This is a genomic window from Meiothermus sp. (assembly GCF_025056915.1).
In the GTDB taxonomy this organism is placed as follows: Bacteria; Deinococcota; Deinococci; order Deinococcales; family Thermaceae; genus Meiothermus.
Genome location: NZ_JANWVH010000067.1, coordinates 1 through 16,562, shown reverse-complemented (window position 1 = coordinate 16,562; position 16,562 = coordinate 1). Strand labels below are relative to the sequence as shown.

Genomic DNA, 16,562 nt, shown 5'->3' with positions numbered 1-16,562 from the left:
GTTTGGGTTCGGAACCTACGGATGCAGACCCGTGAATTCCAGACCGGTGGTCTCCGGCCAGCCCATCCGCACGTTCAGGCTCTGGATGGCGTGGCCCGCCGTGCCCTTGACCAGGTTGTCAATCGCCGAGATGACCACCAGCCGCCTCGTGTCTTCTTCCAGCTCGAACCCCACATCGCAGTAGTTGGTACCCTCTACCCCTTTGGGGTCGGGGTAGCGGTGGATGCCCTTTTTGAGTTTGACGATGCGAATGAACGGCTCCGCGCCGTACACCTTGCGGTAGGCAGCCCACACGTCCTTTTCGGTCAGGCCCTCGCGCAAAAAGGTCTGGGCGGTCATCAGGATACCGCGCACGCGGTCGGTGGCCACGGCGGTAAGGTGGACTTCGGGGTTTCCGGGCAGGTTCTCGCGGATTTCGGCGGTGTGACGGTGCCCGGTGGGCTTGTAGGCCCGGATGCTGCCCGAGCGCTCGGGGTGGTGTGAGGCCAGGCTCGGTTCGGCCCCGGCGGCGCTGGTGGAAATCATGAGTGTGGCAAAAATGGGCCCTGCCGCCAGCAGGCCCTCCTTGACCAGCGGGTAGAGGCCCAGCAGGGTGGCGGTGGCGTTGCAGCCGCAGCAGGCGATGTGGTTGGCGGTTTGGAGCGCCTCGCGGTAGAGCTCGGGGTTGCCGTAGACCCACTGGTTCAGCAGGTCGGGGCGGGGGTGGTCTTCGCCGTAGTATTTCTTGTACAGATCCAGGTTCTTCAGGCGGAAGTCCGCCGAGAGGTCGAGGATGATGGGGGCCAGACCCCGGTACTTCTCGATATCCTTGGCGGCCACGCCGTGGGGCATGGAGAGCACCAGGATATCGCAGGGCTCCAGTTGGGCGGGGTCTACAAATTTCAGGTTGGTGCGGCCCCGCAGGTTGGGGTGTACCAGGCTCACGGGGTCGCCTAAGTAGCGGCGGCTGGTCACCTGCTTCACCTCGAGGTAAGGGTGCCCCAGGGCCAGCCGCAAAAACTCCCCTCCCGCGTAGCCGGAGCCCCCCACAATCGAAACGGTCTTCTTCTCGCTCATACAATCAACGCACTAGAATACCCGATAAGCACCCCTATGAAAACCGGCGGATTCTCCTACGTAATCGGCTTTGACGACTTTCCCTTCGAGCGCCATCACCGGGGCAACGTGCGGGTGGTGGGGGTGGTGTACAACGGGCTGCGGCTGGAAGGCGTGCTGAGCGGTCAGGTTCGGCGGGACGGGCGCAACAGCACCCGTGTCTTGAGCGGGCTCATCCAGCACTCCAAGTTCTACTCCAGCCTGCAACTAATTCTGCTGCAAGGCATTGCCCTGGGCGGGTTCAACGTGGTGGACATCCAGGCACTCTCGGATAACCTGGGCCTGCCGGTGCTGGTGGTCTCGAGGCGCAAGCCCGATCTTGCCTCCATCGAAGCCGCCCTCCGCAAGGTGCGCGGTGGCCAGCAGAAATGGGCGCTGATTCAGAAAGCTGGGGCTGTCGAGCCCGTGGCTGGGGTCTACGTGCAACGTGCCAGGCTGACCGTAAAGCAAGCCGAGCAAGTCCTCCGGCACCTGGCGGTACACTCCCACATTCCCGAGCCCCTGCGGGCGGCCCACCTGATTGCCGGCGGCATCGCCACCGGGCAGAGCCGGGCCCGGCCCTGAGCGCTTCCGGGACACCCGATACGCCGGGCCTGGCTCCTGTTGCAGGGCCTCGAGCAAAGCCTGGTGCTCTATGGCAAATCCCTCCAGCGGGTGGGGCTCCGGGGGATAGGCGTCGTTATAGCTGGCCTGGAAAGCCCGGTTCCACTTGAAAGGTCGGGGGCGCAGGGGAAGGCTGGCGGGGTCTGCGTTTTCAGGCACGGCGTCGGCTTCCCCTTGCAGCCAGACCATAGCGACCAGAACACACGCAGACGCTTCACCGGCGCAGGCTCCAGGCATACTCCAGAATTTTGGCCGGGATGTCCACACCGGTGGTGCTCACCGAGTTCTTGAACTCCATGGTGTGGTTGACTTCGTTGACCAGCAAACCCCGGGGCGACTCGAAGAGGTCAATGGCCACCACCCCGCCCCCCACGGCTCTGGCCGCACGCACGGCCAGGTCGGCCAGCTCGGGCGTGACGGGGCAGTTGGAGGCCCTGCCGCCCCGGGCGGTGTTGGTAATCCAGTGCGCCGAGGTGCGGTAGATGGCCCCAATGCAGGTGTCGCCCACCACAAAGGCCCGGATGTCGCGGCCCCCTTTCTCGACCAGTTCCTGCACGTAGAAAAGCTGGTGCTGGTAGCCGCCCAGCACCTCCTTGTGCTCCACCACCGCCTCGGCAGCATCGCGGTCGCGGATGAGGGAGAGCAAGCGGCCCCAGCTGCCCACCACCGGCTTCATCACCACCGGGTAGCCCATCTCTTCGATGAGCTTCAGGGCTTCCTCGGCCTCGGTGGCCAGAGCGGTTTTAGGCTGGGGCACGCCGTGGGCTTCCAAAGCACAGCTCGTAGCCCATTTGTCACCACAGACCTCGATGACCTCCGGCGCGTTCACCACCGGAATGCCCAAACTCTTGAGGTAGCGCGAGACCGCCAGGCCCTTGCTCTGCGAGACCAGGCGCTCCACCGCGCAGGTGACGCCCTCGAGCTCCGGGGGCCGCACCCCCAGCTTCATGGGCAGTTGCTTGGCGTAGATTTTCTTGAAGGGGATGCCCAGCCCCTCGGCGGCCTTGAAGAGCATCTCCTCGTCGGGGCGGATGCGGTCATACAGAATCGCCAGCATAAACCAGAGGGTCAGGGGTCAGGGGTCAGGGGATCGGACTTGGTATGCCCTTCACCCCCAACCCCCAGGCCCTGTCTTACTCGCCCCAGTCCTCCGCTTCTTCGGGGGCGGCTTGCAGTTTGAGCGGCTCCAGACCCACCACCTCAAGTTCGGCTCCGCAGGTATCGCAGACCACCAGCTCGCCCAGCTCGGGGTTCTCCAGTTCAATCGGGCTTCCACATTCCACACATTCGGCTGTCATGGTTTCTCCTTCACAAATATTTGCTACGCTTCCGGCGCTCGGCTTTCAGCGATCAGCCTAGTATCGGTCGTCGGCGTCCTCCTCGTCTTCGTCCACATCCGACCAGTCGGGGGCAAAGCGGTGCCCACACTCCGGGCAGACCGCCTCTTCTTCGTCTCCCTCCACCTCAAAGGTCAGGCCACACTCCGGGCAGTCCACAAAAAGCCCCTCCTCGCCGTCTTCGATAACCACCACTTCCAGGGGGTCAGTAGAGAGAATTTGCAGGTAGGCCCCGCAGGACTCGCACTCGAGGTAGTCGTCGGGGGTCAGTTCCTCCAGGTCTTCGGCAGGGAGGTAGTTGGGTTCGTTGCATACCGGGCAGATCACTTCCAGGTCGTCCATAAAAAACCTCAACCCTTCCAGTCTACCCCCCGCTGCTTTCGCCGGGGAACCGCCCGTATTTGCGGTAGTACTCCAGAATGCTCCCTTCCTTCAGGGCTTCCAGCAAAAAGTCGGGCGGGGGCCTGAGCCGAAAGGTCTCGGCGCCCCGCCGCAGAACGCCCTGCTCGAAATCGAGCTCCACCACGTCGCCGTCCTGAAGCGCGTCCACCACCTCGGGCGCCTCGAAGGGCATAATGCCCAAGTTGACCAGGTTGCGGTAGAAGATGCGGGCATAGCTCTTGGCGATGATGGCCTTCAGACCCAGCTTGCGCAGGGCTTCCGGGGCGTATTCGCGGGAAGAGCCCAGGCCGGTGTTTTTGCCCGCCACCAGGATGTCGCCCGGCTGGTAGTTGGGGGCAAAATCGGGGCGAAGGTGGGCGAAGGCGTAGGTGTGAAACTTGTCCTCTCCCACCATGAAGGGGGCGTACTTGCCGGGGAGGATGTCGTCGGTGTTGATGGAGTCACCAAATTTCCAGACCCTGGGCATTATTTCCACTTCCTTTCGTTCCAGTAATCGGGGTGGTCCACTGCAAACACATCGGGCGGTAGGTAGCCAAGCTGGCGGGCCAGAGCATAAAGCTGCCCCCGGTGGTGCACCTCGTCCTGGTAGGCGTGCTGCAAGAGCAGCCAGCCCCGCATGCCTTCATGCCAGGGGTTATCGGTAGCGAACTCGCTCAGGCAAGACTCGGGCACGCCCGCGGCCCAGGTTCGCACCCTGTGCTGAACGCTTTCCAGCCAGCGATAGAGGGTCAGGGGCTTGTAGATGGTGAGGTGCTTGTGCAGGTCCCAGTCGGCATCGGGGCTTTCCTCCAGGGTTCCCCTGGGCTCCCACTGCCCTAAGAACAGCCCCCGGGCAGCATAAAACTGGTGCGCCCCGATGTGATGAAACATTTCCCCCACCGTCCTCGAGCCCGGCCACAGGGTGCGCCGCAAGTCCTCTTCCGAGAAGCAGTCAAGCAGCTTCAGCGTGACCATCCGCACCCCGTCCCAGTGGTCGAGGAAGCGCCCCAGGGTGGTGTAGGAGTGGGCAAAACCTGTCATCAGGCCCCCCAGCCTAAGCCCCCGGCAGTTCCTCCGGGGTGGTGATGTAGCCCGCCACCGCACTGGCCGCCGCCACCCTGGGCGAAGCCAGGTAAATCTCGGCGTCCGCCGCACCCATGCGCCCCTTGAAGTTGCGGTTGGAGGTGCTCACGCACACCTCGCCCGGGGCCAGCACCCCCTGGTGCCGCCCCATGCAGGGCCCACAGCCAGGGGTACCCAGGGTTGCGCCGGCTTGCAGCAGGGTCAGCAGGGTGCCGTCGGCAGCGGCGGCCTCGAGCACCTGCGAGGAGGCCGGAATGACCAGCATCCGCACCCCCGGTGCCACCTTGCGGCCTTTGAGGATGGCCGCGACCTCGTGCAGGTCGTCGAGGCGTCCGTTGGTGCAGGTGCCCACAAACACCTGATCCACCCGCTTGCCCCTAACCCTGGCCACCTCCTCCACGTTGTCCACGTAGAAGGGCACCGAGATCCGGGGGGTGAGGGCTGCAAGGTCAATTTCGACCTCCTTAGCGTAGGTGGCATCCGGGTCGGGGTAGAGCCAGTCGGGTATCTCGTAGAGTTCTAAAATCTCGCCGCTGGGCACCACCAGCCCGCACTTGGCCCCGGCCTCCACCGTGAGGTTGGCCAGGGTCAGGCGCTGGCTACGGGTGAGGGCTTCGGCCCCGTCCTTTAGGTGCATCTCGATACTCATGTAGGTGGCCCCGTCGGCGGTGAGGACACGCACCATTTCCAGGGCCGCATCCTTGGCGGTCACACCGGGGGCCAGCCGACCTTTGAAGGTCACCTTGACCGTCTCGGGCACCCTGAGCCAGGTGCGTCCCGAGGCCGCCGCCAGGGCGATATCGGTGGCCCCCATCCCGCTCCCAAAGCAGGCAATGCCGCCGTAGGTGGTGGAGTGGGAGTCCGAGCCCAGCACAATACCCCCAGGCAAAGCCAGGCGCTCCTCCACCAAAACCTGATGGCAGATGCCCCGCCCCACGTCGAAAACCCGGCAGCCGTAGCGGTTGCCCCACTCGCGGATCTCCTTCTGGGCCTTGGCCACCTCCACATTGGCCGCCGGGGCCACGTGGTCAATCACGATGGCCACCTTTTCGGGGAAGCGCGGGGTGGCCTGGAGCTGCTCGAGGCGCTTGAAAAAGCTCCCGGCGATGGAGTCCACCACCATCACCTGGTCTACCTCCACCACCACCAGTTCGCCCGCCCGCACCAGGCGGCCAGCCCGTTTGGAGAGGATTTTTTCAGCTAAAGTCAGGCCCATCGCAACCCTCTATAATGATTGTATGAAACTGCGCTACCGCGTCGAAGTCTTCGAAGACCCCGAAGAACCTGGGGTCTGGCTGGCCCGGGTGCCATCGGTCGCAGGGGTCTTTTCGGACGGAGACAGCCGCGAAGAAGCGCTGGCGAATGTGCAGGAGGCTCTGGAAGGGATGCTCGAGGCCATGCGCCAGTGGGGTGAGCCCATTCCACCCAGCGATTTTGAGGACTTTGTAGAGCTCGAGATTCCCGAACCCCATGCCGCCTAAACCCGATGAGGTGGTTCGCAAACTCAAACGCCTGGGGTTTGAAGAAGCCGATGCCAGGGGCAGCCACCGGTTTTTTCGACATCCAGACGGCAGAAGAACGGTGGTCGCCTTTCATCGAAAAGAGCTCAAAAAAGGCACCTGGAAAGCCATTCTGAAGCAAATCGGCTTGACTGAGGAGGAATTCAACAAGCTTTAGCATAGCTTAGTCCAGGTTCTCCAGTCGGGCGGTGGGCACTTCCTCGGGCAGGGTGTGGCGGGCGAGTCCGTGGGCCTCGGCAATCTCCAGCAAAAGTTCCTCGGGCTTCTTGCGGCGGCCAATCTCGGCGGTGCGGGCCTTGAACTCCTGGGCCACCAGCTTGGCCTGCTCTTTGTTGATTACAAAACTTTCCACTTCCTTCAGGTAGTAATAAATCAGGTGCCAGCCCGAGAGGGGCCCCAGAAGAAGCTGGTTTTTGTCCACCCCGAAGTCGTGCAGGCTGTGCGCCTCGTAGACTTTTTTCTCGTTCAACACAGCTTTTTGGTGTACTCCGGCGGTGTGTGTGCGGTTGGTCAGGGAAACCGGCTCGGTGTAGGGCACCAGCGTGCCCAGAATGGAGGCCATCAGCACGTTCAAAGGGTAGCACTGGCTCAGGTTGTACTGCGCGGCAATCTCGGGGTAGCGCTTGGACAGGTTGAACAGCACGCCCGTAACCGAGGGAATCCCGGAGCGCTCGGCCAGTCCCCAGATGGAGGCGTCCACATAGCGCACCCCCGCCCGCACCGCCGCGTTTACGTTGGCCAGGGCCAGGCCCCGGTCGTTGTGAAAGTGACACTCCAGGCTGGCCCTGGGGTAGCGCTGCCGCAGCTCGCTCACCACGGCCACCACCTCTTCAGGTTCGGCGATGCCCACGGTGTCGGGCATGCCCAGGGTGTTAACGTAGGGATACACCGCATCGTACAGGCGAAAAATGTCCTCGAGCGGCGTGCGGAAAGCATCCTCCGCGCTAAAGCGGATGTACAGGTCGGGGTGGGTTCGGCGGGTCGCTGCAATGACCTCACAGGCCAGACGAACCGACTCTTCCAGGCTTTTTTGCGCGTTGTGCTGCTGTGCCAGGGGCGAGACCCCCAGGTACAGGTTCAGCCCGTTGCAACCCACCTCCAGCGCTTTTTCGATGTCCAGCAGGTTGGTGCGGCAGTGCCCCAAAAAGCGAAGGGGCTTGTGGGTTAGGGTTTGGGCATAAGCAATGAGCTCGCGCACATCTTCGGCCTCGGCCTCCCCCACCACCGGCGAGAAGAACTCGATATGCGTCACACCCAGCTCAATCAGACCGGCCAACAGTTGCTTTTTTTCCTCGAGCGTGAAGCGATACTTCTCGGTATCGAAAAGCAGCGGCGACTGCTGCCCATCGCGGAAGGTGGTGTCCACGATTTCAATGCGGTGGGGGTGGGCAAGCTCTGACATAACCTCCTTCAAAAAAAACCGCCCGCAAGCGTGTGCGGGCCGGGATACGCAGCTGCGCGGACTAGCTCAGACTAGCCCCCCGGCGCTGGATTTTTTTGCACTTAAGATCATCCTGGCAGAAGTGTAAAGGCGGTATCCCGAGCTTGTCAAGGTTCGCCGGGCCTGCCTTCGGGCTTGGGTTGGCAAACGCCAAAGATTTAGGTCAAAAATCGAAAAGCGAAGACCTGGTACAACCCTCTTGGCCGCTCCAGGCCAGCCGCAAGGGTGGATCCGCGTCAGGCCTGAACCCTCCACAGGCTATAATCCCGGTTGGACTTATGGAACGGCTCATCTCCCCCACCCCATCCCTCAAGGGTATCTTGCGCGTCCCCGGCGACAAATCGGTCACCCACCGGGGGCTCATGCTGGGCGCGCTGGCCCAGGGCGAAAGCACCCTCTATTACCCGCTCAAAGCCGGCGACACCCTCTCAACAGCCCAGGTGATGCGGCAGTTGGGGGCCGAAATTGTGGAGCAGGGCGAACACTTTCGCATCAAGGGGGTGGGCCTCAGGCTTAAGGAACCTGCCGATGTGCTGGACTGCGGCAACGCCGGAACCCTGATCCGGCTGGTGGCCGGGCTGCTCTCGGGGCAGGAAATCTTTGCGGTACTCACCGGCGATGCCTCGCTGCGGCGGCGGCCCATGGGCCGGGTAACCACACCGCTGCGGCAGATGGGGGCTCGCATCGAGGGGCGGGAGGGCGGCAGGCTGGCCCCGCTGGCCATTCGTGGCGGCGGCCTGAGAGGCATTCACTACGAGCTGCCGGTGGCCAGCGCCCAGGTCAAGAGCGCGGTTTTGCTGGCGGGGCTGTTCGCCGAGGAAGACACCGAGGTGGTGGAACCCGCCCCCACCCGCGACCACACCGAGCGGGCCTTCCGGCACTACGGCCTGCCCATCGAACTCGAGGGCCCCCTGATCCGCACCCGCCGGGCCGAGCCTTTTGCGGCCAAAGACCTGATTGTTCCGGGCGATTTCAGCAGCGCGGCTTTCTTCATTGTGGCGGCCCTGATTACCCCCGATTCCGAGGTCACCCTGGAGGGCGTGGGCCTCAACCCCACCCGCACCGGACTGCTCACGGTGCTGCAGGAGATGGGGGCCGATGTGAGCTGGCAGGTCACCGAAGGGCAGGACGGCGAACCGGTGGGCCTGATTCGGGCCCGTTCGTCCAGGCTCAAGGGGGTCTCGGTAGACCCCAAGTTAATCCCGCTCATGGTGGACGAGGTGCCCATTTTGTCGGCGGCGGCAGCCTGGGCCGAGGGCGAGACCCATATTCCCAATCTGGAGGAACTCCGCGTCAAGGAGTCGGATCGTGTGGCGGCCATCGCCAAAAACCTGCAAAACCTGGGCGTGAGGGTCGAGGCCGGGCCGGACTGGCTTAAGATTCGCGGCGGTAGCGTGCAGGGCGGCGGCGTGGTGGAGCCCTTCCACGACCACCGCATCGCCATGGCTTTTGCGGTGTGTGGCCTGCCCAAAGGGGTCACGGTACAGGAGGCCGAGTGGGCCAGCATCAGCTTTCCGAGCTTCTGGGACGACCTCGAGCGGCTGATGGGTCGGGCTTAGCATGAAAGGCCCGCGGCCCGCTTCGCAACCGGGTGCACGTGCGCATCCTGCGCTCGACAGTTATGCATGACATCATCACCATAGATGGCCCCTCTGCTTCGGGGAAAACCAGCGTGGCGAAGCTGGTTGCCCAGCGGCTGGGCATCCCCTACATCTCCAGCGGCCTGCTGTACCGGGCGGTGGCCCTGATGTGCCTGCTCGAGAACGTCCCCGCCGAGGAAATCGAGCAACGCCTGAGCAAATACCGGCTCGAGCTGAGACCCACCCCCACCCAGAACCTGGTTTTTCTGGACGGTCACGAGGTAAGCGCAGCACTGCACAGCCTCGAGGTTGACCAGATGGTCTCTGCCGTAGCCGTGCGGCCCACCATCCGGGCGTATGTGAACGATGTGCTCCGCCGAATTCCACCACCGTTTGTGGTGGACGGGCGCGACATGGGCAGCACGGTTTTTCCCCAGGCCCGCCACAAGTTTTACCTGACCGCCAGCCCCGAAGTGCGGGCCAGGCGCCGCGTCCCCGAGCGGGAAGCGGCCTTCGATACGGTGCTGGCCGAAATTATCCGGCGCGACGAAGCCGACCGGAAGCAAAGCGCCCCCGCCAGAGATGCCATCATTCTGGATACCAGCCACCTCGACCTGGATGGGGTGGTGCGGGCGGTGCTCGAGCACATCACCCCCTCGCCCTAGCACCCTCGGCGTCACCCATAACCCTGCAACCCTCAAACAGCCCCAGCGCCAATCTGGGGCTGGGCCTTAATACAACTTCGTTTTTGGGATAACGCCCTTAACGCCATCCCTCCGCAAGCACGTCCAGCACACCCTCCCTAGCCCAGGCGTTACGCCGCAGGGCAGGTTACGGTTCTTTTCGCACTGGACCTTGGTCTTTTTCCCTACCTTGGACTCAGCAGGAACGCTAGCACTGGAGGAGTGAGACATATGCCTGAAAAAAGCCATTCGACCCGTATCTGGCTCAAACGAGCCGTTGCACTGGCACTGCTGGCACTGCTGGCAGCCTGTGGAGGTATCAGCCCACCCACCGCATCGGCCCCCAGCAGCCAGGGCTACCTGCTGACGGTGCCCATCGCCGCAAGCGACACCCCGGAAGGCCTGGCCCAGCGCTATGGGGGCGAGGTGATTGCCTGGCTCGAAGACAAGGCCATCCTCAAGCTCAGCAGCCAGGCCGCCGCCGCCCTGCAAGGGAGCGGGGTCTCGTTGCAGAACAGAACCCTGGAACCCAACAGCACCGTTCGAGCTCCTGCGACTGCCCTGGGTTTCAACTCCTGGGCCGGGGGATTCAATAGCTGGGCCGGAGGCTTTAACTCCTGGGCCGGGGGCTGGAATAGCTGGGCCGGGGGCACCGGCACCCTACCCGCCCTCCCCAACGAAAACCGTTACCTATTCCTGCTGACCAAGCTCCCACAAGCCCAGGCCTTAGCCCGGGGCTTTGGACAGGGCATCAAGGTAGCGGTGCTGGACACCGGCATTGACCTGGCCCACCCTCAGTTTTTGGGACGTCTGGCTCCGGTGGCTGAGCATTACGATTTTGTCGGAAGAGACTTCGTTCCACAGGAGCAAGCCGGGGCCATGTACGGTCACGGCACTGGGGTAGCCAGCCTAATCCTGCAAGTCGCTCCTCGAGCGACCATCCTGCCCATCCGGGTTCTCAATGGCGATGGGGCAGGTACGGTAGCCGATGTGATTTCGGGCATTCAGCACGCCATAAACATGGATGCCAAGATTATCAACCTGTCGCTGGGGAGCACCGAGAACAACGCGGCGCTAAAGGCCATCGTCGACACCGCTACAGCGCAGGGACGTTATGTGGTTGCCTCTGCGGGGAACACCGGCGATAGCAATGTCACCTATCCCGCTGCCTGGGCCAAAACCGGCAGCAACCAGCAGTTTCTGCTAAGTGTGGGCAGCGTAAGCAGTGCCCTGGCGATGTCGCTGTTTTCTTGCTCGGGCACGGTGCTCGAGTTTGTGGCACCAGGCGAAGGTGTGGCCGGCGCTTATCCAGATTTGCGCTACGCTTCCTACCGGGGCACCTCCTTTGCTACACCGCAGGTTTCGGGAGCCCTGGCCCTGGCCATGACCGAGATCAGCCAGGGCCACTGGGGAACGCTCGAGTCTCGCCTCTGGAATTCGGGCAGTTCGGTCAGCGGCTATCGCTTCATAAACCTGGTTGGATTCTTGCAGCAATTCCCCGAGGTACCCCGCAAACAAGCCCTGCTGGTGGTCAATAACATCCTTCTGGGGGCAGGCGACTCGGCCCTGAAGGCCCGCCTGGAGAGCATTGGCTACGATGTGACGGTACGAACCGACACCCTCAGCTCCACCCTGGAGGCAGCCTTATACGATGTGGTGGTTATCTCAGGGAGCGCCAGTCCGGCCAGTGTGGGCACCAAGTTCCGCGATGTGGCGAAACCGGTGGTGGTCATGCACTGGGACTTGTTTGACGAGATGCGGATGACCGGAGGCAAGGCCGGAGATCGCAACATCCAGAGCGGCCAAACCCAGGTTACCCTGCTTGGGAATACCCACCCCCTCACGGCGGGTCTGCCCTCGAGCAATATGACCATTTACAGCAGTTCGGACTCACTCAACTGGGGCAAGGTGGCCTCTGGGGCGGTGAGCGTGGCCAGCCTGACCTCCGACCCCACCCGTTCGGTTCTGTTTGGCTACGACATCGGCGCTCTTATGCAAAGCGGAATTGCCCCGGCCCGCCGGGTGGGCTTCTTCCCCAGCAGCACCGGAACCAGCCGACTCACCAATTTTGGAATGTACCTGCTCGAGGCCGCCATCACCTGGGCCGTCTCGGGCAACTAAAGGAGAACCCCCATGTTGAACGAATCCAAACGCCCAGCCATTCAAGCCATCCTGGTGATGGACTCCCGCAAGACCTCGCTGGCGCTGCGCCAACAAAACTTCACCGGGGCCTGGTCGCAACTCTACAAAGCCGGCGACTTCTACCTCGACCTGAGCCTCAAGCCCGATAGCCACAAGGCCTACCTGCAAGGCTACCTGGTGGCCGACCCCAGCCGGCTGACCCAGGTCGAGGGCGTCACCTCGCTGCACAACGAACAAACCCAGCTGTCCGCACCCATCAGCCTGACCGGCTCGTTCAGGCTCGAGGTGCCCCAGGGCGGGGCCTACCAGTTGGAAATCGCCCTGGCCGACCAGGTCATACGGCTGGATCACATCGAAGTCTAGAGCGCTCTTCACATATTCCGAGCCATTCGAGTTCGAGAAAGCCTGGTTCTGAACAGAACAGTGGCCGCCCATCCAGGCGGCCACTTCTGTGAAGAGCGCGATGGCTCACCTCCACAAAACCCCCAGGCGCTTTCCTGGGGGTTTGTGGTTTCCATCGCTCAACCTTCGAATCCCAGCAAGAAGGGGTCTTCCAGCATCTCGGCCACAAAGCGACAGAAGCGGGCGGCGTCGGCCCCGTCAATCAGGCGGTGGTCGTAGGAGAGTGAAAAGGGCATGATGTGGCGCGGCTCGAAAGCGCCCTTCTCGGCGTTCCACACCGGCTCTAAGCTGCTGCGCGAGACCCCCATGATGGCCACCTCGGGCCAGTTGACGATGGGGGTGAAGCCAGTGCCCCCGATGCCGCCCAGGTTGGAGATGGTAAACGATGCGCCCTGCATCTCCTCGGGGGTCAGCTTGCGGTCTCTGGCTTTGGCCGCCACCTCGCCCAGCTCGGCGGCCAGGGTGATGACACCCTTCTTGTCCACATCGCGCACCACCGGCACCAGCAGGCCCGTCGGGGTATCCACGGCCACCCCGATATGCACGTATTCCTTGAAGATGACCTCGTTGGAAGCGGTGTCTATGGAGGCGTTGAACTTGGGAAACTGCTTGAGCGCAGCAGCCGCAATCCTGAGCAGAATGGCCGTCATGGTGAGCTTGGCCCCGCGCTTTTCGGCTCTGGACGCCAGCCTCTTGCGCAGGGCTTCCATCTCGGTGATGTCGGCTTTGTCGAAGTGGGTCACCATTGGGATGGTGCTCCAGGCCTGGGCCATGCTGCGCACGGTGGCCCGGCGAACTCCCGACATGGCCTCGCGGCGCACCGGGCCAAACTTGCTGAAGTCGGGCAGGGGCATGGCCGGCGCAGGGGCCGCAGAAGGGCTGGGCGCAGGGGATATTTCCCCAGTTGCAAACCGCTTCAAATCACGCTCGGAGATGCGGTAGGCCGGGCCGGAGCCCAGCACCTCCCTCAGGTTGATGCCCATCTCGCGGGCCAGCCTCCGCACGCTGGGGGCAGCCGGAATCAGCTTGCGCTGGCCCGCCGGAGCCGGGGCCGGGGCCGGTTTTGCAGGGGCGGCTGGGGGTGTGGCGGGCGCGGGGGTCGGCACAGGTGCAGGCGCCGCCTTGGGTGCCTCTGCCGCTGCGGAGGCAGCCCCGCCCAGCACGGCAATCACCTGCCCGCTTTTCACCTCGTCGCCGGGCTTGACCAGCACCTTGGTCACCGTACCCCCTTCGGAAGCTGGGGCTTCCATGACCGCCTTGTCGGTCTCGAGTTCCAGTACCGGCTGTCCCGCCGCGATGGTATCGCCTTCTTTGATGAGCACCCCCACCACCACCGCGGAGGTCACGTTGTCGCCTAGGTCGGGTAGTTTCAGTTCTGCCATGGAATGCTCCCTTCGGTCGCGCTGAAAGCCGAAAGCCCAGGGCTAAAGGCATGCAGATGCTAGAGTTTTGCTTTCGGCTTATGGCCTTCAGCGGTGCGTCAGCGTTTGTGCGGGGCCTCCCGCTCAGGGTCAAGGCCGAGTTTCTGGATGGCTTCGCTCAGGGTATGGACGTTGACCTTGCCCTCGCCGCGCAGCGCCGAGAGGGCGGTCAGCACCACATGCCGGGCGTCTACCTCAAAGAAGTCACGCAGGGCCTCGCGGGTCTCGGAACGCCCAAAGCCGTCGGTGCCCAGGCTGTGGATGGGGCGGTTCAGGTAGCCCGAGAGCAGGTCGGGCAGCGCCTTCATATAGTCCGAGGCGGCCACAATGGGGCCTTCGGTGGGGTTCAGGCACTGCGCCACGTAGGAGAGCCTGGCCTTGCTGCCGGGGTGCAGGCGGTTGTGGCGGGCCGTCTCCAAAGCCTCGTAGTACAGCGCTTTGTAGCTGGTTGCGCTCCAGACATCGGCGGCGATGTTGTACTCGGCGAGCATCTGAGCAGCCTTGATGACTTCGTTCAGGATGGTGCCCGAACCCAAAAGCTGCACCCTGGCCTTGGGCTTCTTGAGCTCGCTCTTCTGGAAGAGATACAGGCCCTTCAGAATGCCCTGGCGGGTGGCCTCGAGGGGCTCAGGCATGGCCGGCTGGACATAGTTCTCGTTCATCAGGGTGATGTAGTAGAAGATGTCTTCGCCGTCGTGGTACATGCGCTTGAGCCCATCCTGCAGGATTACCGCCAGCTCGTAGGCAAAAGCCGGGTCGTAGGCCAGCAGGTTGGGCACCGGCAGGGCCAGTACGTGGGAGTGGCCGTCCTCGTGCTGCAAGCCTTCGCCGTTCAGGGTGGTGCGGCCTGCTGTGGCCCCCAGCAAAAAGCCCTTGGTGCGCTGGTCGGCGGCGGCCCAGACCAGGTCGCCCACGCGCTGCAGGCCAAACATCGAGTAGTAGATGTAGAAGGGAATGGTGGGCACCCCGTGGTTGGCATAGGCCGTACCGGCGGCGATAAAGCTGCACATGGCCCCGGCCTCGTTGATGCCCTCTTGCAAGAGCTGGCCGGTCTCGGACTCGCGGTAAACGGTCACGGTGCCCGCGTCCACCGGGGTGTAGAGCTGGCCCTTGGGCGAATAGATGCCCACCGAGCTAATCACCCCTTCCATGCCGAAGGTGCGGGCCTCGTCGGGCACGATGGGCACCACCAGCTTGCCCACCTCCGGGTGGCGCACCAGCTTGGTCAGCATCCGCACGAAGGCCATGGTGGTGGAGATTTCCCGCCCACCGGAGCCCGCCAGAAACTCCTCGAAAAAGGCCAGCTCGGGGGTGTTGAGGCGGTATTCACGCACCCGCCGCTCGGGGATCAGGCCGCCCAGCGCCTTGCGGCGCTCCAGCATGTAGCGCACCTCCGGCGAGTCGGGGCCGGGGTGATAGAAGGGGGTTTGCTCGAGGTCTTGGTCGGGAATGGGAATGTTCAGGTGGTCGCGGGCCTCGCGCAGGTCTTCCAGGGTGAGCTTCTTGACCTGGTGGGCCACGTTCTTGGCCTGGGCGGTGGGCCCCAGGCAGTAGCCCTTCACCGTGCGGGCAATGATGACCGTGGGCGAGCCCCGGTGCTCGGCTGCCGCTTTGAAGGCCGCGTAAATCTTGCGGTTGTCGTGGCCGCCGCGCGAGAGGGTCAGGCGATCCAGGTCTTCGTCGCTCAGGCCCTCGATCAGCTTTTGCAAAGCCGGGGTGTTGAAGAACTTCTCCCGCAGCTCCTTGCCGCCGTAGGCCTCGTAGCGCTGGCTTTCGCCGTCCACCAGCTGCTCCATGCGCTCCAGCAGCACCCCTTCGGTATCGCGGGCAAATAGCTCGTCCCAGGCGCTCCCCCAGACCACCTTGATGACATTCCAGCCGTTGCCCCGGTAGACGCTCTCGAGTTCCTGAATCACCTTGGAGTTGCCCCGCACCGGCCCGTCCAGGCGCTGCAGGTTGGCGTTGATCACGAAGACCAGGTTGTCGAGTTCTTCCGAGGCCGCGACCCGCAGGGCGCCCAGGGTCTCGACCTCGTCCTGCTCGCCGTCGCCCAGGAAGGCCCAGACTTTGGCGCTGGTCTTGGGCTTGAGGCCACGGTCTTCCAGGTAGCGCATGAAGCGGGCCTGGTAGATGGCCTGCAATGGCCCCAGGCCCATGCTCACGGTGGGAAACTCCCAGTAGTCGGGCATCAGCCAGGGATGGGGGTAGCTGGAAAGCCCCCGGCCCGGCCCGCCCAAAAGCTCGCGGCGGAACTTGCCCAGGTCGGCTTCGGAAAGCCGGCCCTCCAGGTAGCTGCGGGCGTAAACCCCCGGCGACATGTGGCCCTGGTAGAAGACCAGGTCGCGGTCGGGGGAGTCCTGGCCCCGGAAAAAGTGATTGAAGCCCATCTCCATCAACTCGGCGATGCTGGCGTAGGTGGAGATGTGCCCCCCGATGCCGTCGGCTTTCTTGTTGGCCTGCTGCACGATGGCGATGGTGTTCCAGCGCAGGATGTTGGCGATGCGCTGCTCGAGCTCGAGGTCGCCGGGGTAAGGCGGCTGGTGCTCCACCGAGATGGTGTTCACGTAGGGGGTGTTGACCTTGTCGTGGATGACCACCCCGTTGCGGTAAGCGTAGTTCTCGAGCATCTCCATGAGCTGCGCGACCCGGTCACGGCCCGCCGTCCGCAGGACGTACTCGAGGCTCTCGCGCCACTCCTGGTTCTCGAGGTCTTCCAGTTGAATCTGCGCCTCAGCCGATAGCCCGGCCCGGGCGGCCATCAGTTCACGGTCTTCCACCATAAGGCGCTCCTTTGAGCCGGTGGCCGCAGGCCGACGGCCTTGCAGCCCCAGATGCTCCGCATTGGACTACAACCCTTTGTCATCAGCGTTACAT

At 63.6% G+C, this 16,562-nt stretch carries 17 protein-coding genes; 7 read left to right on the top strand and 10 right to left on the bottom strand.

Annotated elements, in window-relative coordinates:
- Positions 1-15: 15 nt before the first annotated feature.
- Positions 16-1,056: an N-acetyl-gamma-glutamyl-phosphate reductase gene (gene argC / locus NZN28_RS10905; RefSeq protein WP_295398104.1), complete on the bottom strand. Its 1,041-nt coding sequence runs from the start codon at positions 1,054-1,056 to the stop codon at positions 16-18.
- A 36-nt stretch (positions 1,057-1,092) separates the two neighbouring features.
- Here argC and NZN28_RS10900 point away from each other — a divergent pair, with 36 nt between their 5' ends.
- On the top strand, positions 1,093-1,659 hold the full coding sequence (locus NZN28_RS10900; RefSeq protein WP_295398102.1) for a DUF99 family protein: 567 nt from the start codon (positions 1,093-1,095) through the stop codon (positions 1,657-1,659).
- Positions 1,660-1,912: 253 nt separating this feature from the next.
- Here NZN28_RS10900 and lysX read toward each other — a convergent pair whose 3' ends face one another.
- The 6 genes from lysX to NZN28_RS10870 form a co-directional block, all read right to left on the bottom strand.
- Positions 1,913-2,755 (bottom strand): lysine biosynthesis protein LysX, encoded by an 843-nt coding sequence (gene lysX, locus NZN28_RS10895; RefSeq protein WP_295398100.1) that lies wholly within the window; start codon positions 2,753-2,755, stop codon positions 1,913-1,915.
- 76 nt (positions 2,756-2,831) lie between these two features.
- Complete coding sequence (gene lysW / locus NZN28_RS10890; protein ID WP_295398098.1) at positions 2,832-2,996, bottom strand: lysine biosynthesis protein LysW; 165 nt, start codon at positions 2,994-2,996, stop codon at positions 2,832-2,834.
- A gap of 57 nt (positions 2,997-3,053) precedes the next feature.
- Entirely contained in the window at positions 3,054-3,377 is a 324-nt protein-coding gene (locus NZN28_RS10885) for a paraquat-inducible protein A (RefSeq protein ID WP_295398096.1), read from the bottom strand.
- Positions 3,378-3,399: 22 nt separating this feature from the next.
- Positions 3,400-3,903, bottom strand: coding sequence for a homoaconitate hydratase (locus NZN28_RS10880; RefSeq protein WP_295398095.1), 504 nt, complete (start codon positions 3,901-3,903; stop codon positions 3,400-3,402).
- A complete protein-coding gene (locus NZN28_RS10875; protein WP_295398093.1) occupies positions 3,903-4,457 on the bottom strand; it encodes a DinB family protein in 555 nt (184 codons plus the stop codon). The genes NZN28_RS10880 and NZN28_RS10875 overlap by 1 nt, the downstream gene beginning before the upstream one ends.
- 13 nt (positions 4,458-4,470) lie before the next feature.
- Positions 4,471-5,715, bottom strand: a complete 1,245-nt coding sequence (locus NZN28_RS10870; protein WP_295398091.1) for a 3-isopropylmalate dehydratase large subunit — start codon at positions 5,713-5,715, stop codon at positions 4,471-4,473.
- Positions 5,716-5,737: 22 nt separating this feature from the next.
- Here NZN28_RS10870 and NZN28_RS10865 point away from each other — a divergent pair, with 22 nt between their 5' ends.
- Entirely contained in the window at positions 5,738-5,980 is a 243-nt protein-coding gene (locus NZN28_RS10865) for a type II toxin-antitoxin system HicB family antitoxin (protein WP_208014357.1), read from the top strand.
- Positions 5,970-6,176, top strand: coding sequence for a type II toxin-antitoxin system HicA family toxin (locus NZN28_RS10860; protein ID WP_295398089.1), 207 nt, complete (start codon positions 5,970-5,972; stop codon positions 6,174-6,176). The genes NZN28_RS10865 and NZN28_RS10860 overlap by 11 nt, the downstream gene beginning before the upstream one ends.
- 6 nt (positions 6,177-6,182) lie before the next feature.
- Here NZN28_RS10860 and NZN28_RS10855 read toward each other — a convergent pair whose 3' ends face one another.
- Positions 6,183-7,421: a LeuA family protein gene (locus NZN28_RS10855; protein ID WP_295398087.1), complete on the bottom strand. Its 1,239-nt coding sequence runs from the start codon at positions 7,419-7,421 to the stop codon at positions 6,183-6,185.
- 317 nt (positions 7,422-7,738) lie between these two features.
- On the opposite strand from NZN28_RS10855, the gene aroA reads away from it, so the two are divergent.
- The 4 genes from aroA (at position 7,739) to NZN28_RS10835 (ending at position 12,228) form a co-directional block, all read left to right on the top strand.
- Positions 7,739-9,019: a 3-phosphoshikimate 1-carboxyvinyltransferase gene (gene aroA / locus NZN28_RS10850; protein ID WP_295398086.1), complete on the top strand. Its 1,281-nt coding sequence runs from the start codon at positions 7,739-7,741 to the stop codon at positions 9,017-9,019.
- 62 nt (positions 9,020-9,081) lie between these two features.
- Positions 9,082-9,705, top strand: a complete 624-nt coding sequence (cmk, locus tag NZN28_RS10845) for a (d)CMP kinase (RefSeq protein WP_295398084.1) — start codon at positions 9,082-9,084, stop codon at positions 9,703-9,705.
- 249 nt (positions 9,706-9,954) lie between these two features.
- Complete coding sequence (locus NZN28_RS10840) at positions 9,955-11,844, top strand: S8 family serine peptidase (protein ID WP_295398082.1); 1,890 nt, start codon at positions 9,955-9,957, stop codon at positions 11,842-11,844.
- A gap of 12 nt (positions 11,845-11,856) precedes the next feature.
- Positions 11,857-12,228: a hypothetical protein gene (locus tag NZN28_RS10835; RefSeq protein ID WP_295398080.1), complete on the top strand. Its 372-nt coding sequence runs from the start codon at positions 11,857-11,859 to the stop codon at positions 12,226-12,228.
- 158 nt (positions 12,229-12,386) lie between these two features.
- Here NZN28_RS10835 and aceF read toward each other — a convergent pair whose 3' ends face one another.
- Together aceF and aceE are read right to left on the bottom strand one after the other, a co-directional pair.
- The gene (aceF, locus tag NZN28_RS10830; RefSeq protein ID WP_295398078.1) at positions 12,387-13,649 is read right to left on the bottom strand and encodes a dihydrolipoyllysine-residue acetyltransferase; all 1,263 of its coding nucleotides are present in this window, start codon (positions 13,647-13,649) and stop codon (positions 12,387-12,389) included.
- A 98-nt stretch (positions 13,650-13,747) separates the two neighbouring features.
- On the bottom strand, positions 13,748-16,468 hold the full coding sequence (aceE, locus tag NZN28_RS10825) for a pyruvate dehydrogenase (acetyl-transferring), homodimeric type (RefSeq protein ID WP_367275831.1): 2,721 nt from the start codon (positions 16,466-16,468) through the stop codon (positions 13,748-13,750).
- Positions 16,469-16,562 lie beyond the last annotated feature (94 nt).